Source organism: Streptomyces sp. CBMA123 (assembly GCF_014596465.1).
Taxonomy (GTDB): Bacteria; Actinomycetota; Actinomycetes; order Streptomycetales; family Streptomycetaceae; genus Kitasatospora.
Genome location: NZ_MECK01000145.1, coordinates 1 through 1,896, shown reverse-complemented (window position 1 = coordinate 1,896; position 1,896 = coordinate 1). Strand labels below are relative to the sequence as shown.

Annotated in this window: 2 protein-coding genes; one reads left to right on the top strand and one right to left on the bottom strand. The window is 75.1% G+C overall.

The window, feature by feature from the left end; translation table 11 throughout:
* On the bottom strand, positions 1-911 hold a 911-nt coding region (locus BG452_RS18015), incomplete at its 3' end, for a hypothetical protein (RefSeq protein WP_223242373.1).
* 205 nt (positions 912-1,116) lie between these two features.
* On the opposite strand from BG452_RS18015, the gene BG452_RS47700 reads away from it, so the two are divergent.
* The coding region (locus BG452_RS47700; RefSeq protein ID WP_188305341.1) for a protein kinase domain-containing protein at positions 1,117-1,896 on the top strand (780 nt) is incomplete at its 3' end.

Below are 1,896 nucleotides of genomic sequence, written 5' to 3'. Positions count from 1 at the left end.
TAGCGCGGGCGCGGGTCGCCGGGGGTCTCGGTGGCGGCGGCCGCGAGGTCGGCCCAGGCGGCGTCGGTGGCGCCGAGCCGCTGCCGGGCGAGGCCGCGGAAGAGCAGGGTGTCGGTGCGCAGCGCCGGGCCGCGGCCCCAGAGGCCGGGGTCGCCGGGGCCGCGGCGCAGCGCTTCGTCGAAGGCGGCGACGGCGGGTTCGTCCCGGTGCAGGGTGAACAGCTGGGCGCCCCAGCGGAACCAGAGTTCGCCGCTGCCGCCGGGGGCCGCGGCGGCGAGCAGCTGTTCGCTCTCCTCGGCGCGGTCGGTGGCGCGCAGCAGGGCGGCCCGGGCGAGCACCGGCCAGTCCTGGCCGGGCAGGGCGGCGAGGGCGCCGGCGGTGGCGTGGTCGCGCTGTTCGGGGCTGCCGTCGCGGCACAGCTGTTGCAGCCACTGCCGGGTGCGGGCGGCGGCCTCGGCCTCCTCGCCGGGTTCGGCGCCGCCGGCGGTGGCCTGGAGGAGGGCGAGCAGCGGTCCGAGGTCGCCGTCCGGGGCCTGGAGGCGTTCCTCGGCGAGGCGGCGCAGGCTCCACCGGGGCAGTTGCCGGGCCGGGTCGGTGAGCAGCGGAAAGGCCTCGCGGTACAGGGCGAGGGTGGCCTGCTGGTCGCCGGTGGGGATGGTGGCCTCGGCCTGGCCGAGCAGGGCGAGGCCGCGCTGGGTGCGCAGTTCCGGTGGCCCGGTGGCGAGTTGGCGGGCCAGCCGGGCGTAGCGGCGGCGGGCCTGGGGGGCCTTGCCGGCCGCGAGCCGTTCGGCGGCGGCGCCGAGGGCCTTGGCAACTCCGTTGGCGTCCAGGGTCGTTCGTCGGCGTGCGAGTGCGACGGCGGCCCCTCCGGCCAGTGCCACCACGATCAGCAGCACCGCGATCAGCAGCATGCACCGTCCCCCTGTTGTTCGACAGCCGTCCACTCCATGATCAACAAGCCCCGTACGATCATGAGTTGACGTCGTTTCGTGATGTTGCCCGGGCGCCCAACAGAATAGGCCCTCCCCCGGGCGGCCGAACAGGAACCCGGACTATCCTGGCTGCGCATCAGCAGCGGTCAGAAGCGTCGGGGGTCGAGTGTCCGAGTCTCGTTGGGTGCCCGGGCTCCGCTTCGGGCCCGAGTTCGACCCCGAACAGTACGAACTCCTGGAGTTCCATCACCGGGGCGGCGAGGCCGAGGTGTGGCGGGCCGTGCGCACCGGACACAACGGGATCAAGGAACTCGTCGCCGCCAAGATCATGCTGGAGCGGGACCCGTCCGAGGTGCGGCGCTGGCTCGGCCGCTGGGACGACGTCTCGCACAACGCCCACCGGCTCGGCATCACCGACCTGGTGGTGCCCAGCTTCCTGCTCGGCCCCTCCCCGCACCGGCCCGGTGCGGCGCCCTCCGGCGGGCTGCTCGGCTACCAGATCTCGCCCTGGGTCGAGGGCGTACCGCTGCACACCTGGGCCCGCGGCCAGCGCGGCGGGCCGGCCGCGATGGCCGAAGTGCTGGCCCGGCTCTGCCGGATCGTCGACGAGCTGCACCGCAAGCGCTGGGTGCACCGCGACATCTCCCCCGCCAACGTGCTGGTGGACGCCCAGGGCCTGGTCAAACTGATCGACCTGACCTTCCTCGCCCCGCTCGACCACACCCTGACCGTCGCGGTGTTCACCCCCGGGCACGTACCGCCGGAGGCCGAGCAGGTCGGCGGCTTCCCCACCACCGCCAAGGACCTCTTCGCGGTCGGCACCCTCGCCCGCACCCTGCTGCTGCCCGACCACGGCCGGCTCGACCACCGGCTCGCCGCCGAACAGGCCCGCGCCGAACTGCTCGCGGCCGGCTACGGCGAGGAACTGGCCCGGTGGGCCTGCGAACCGCTCGCCCGCGAACCC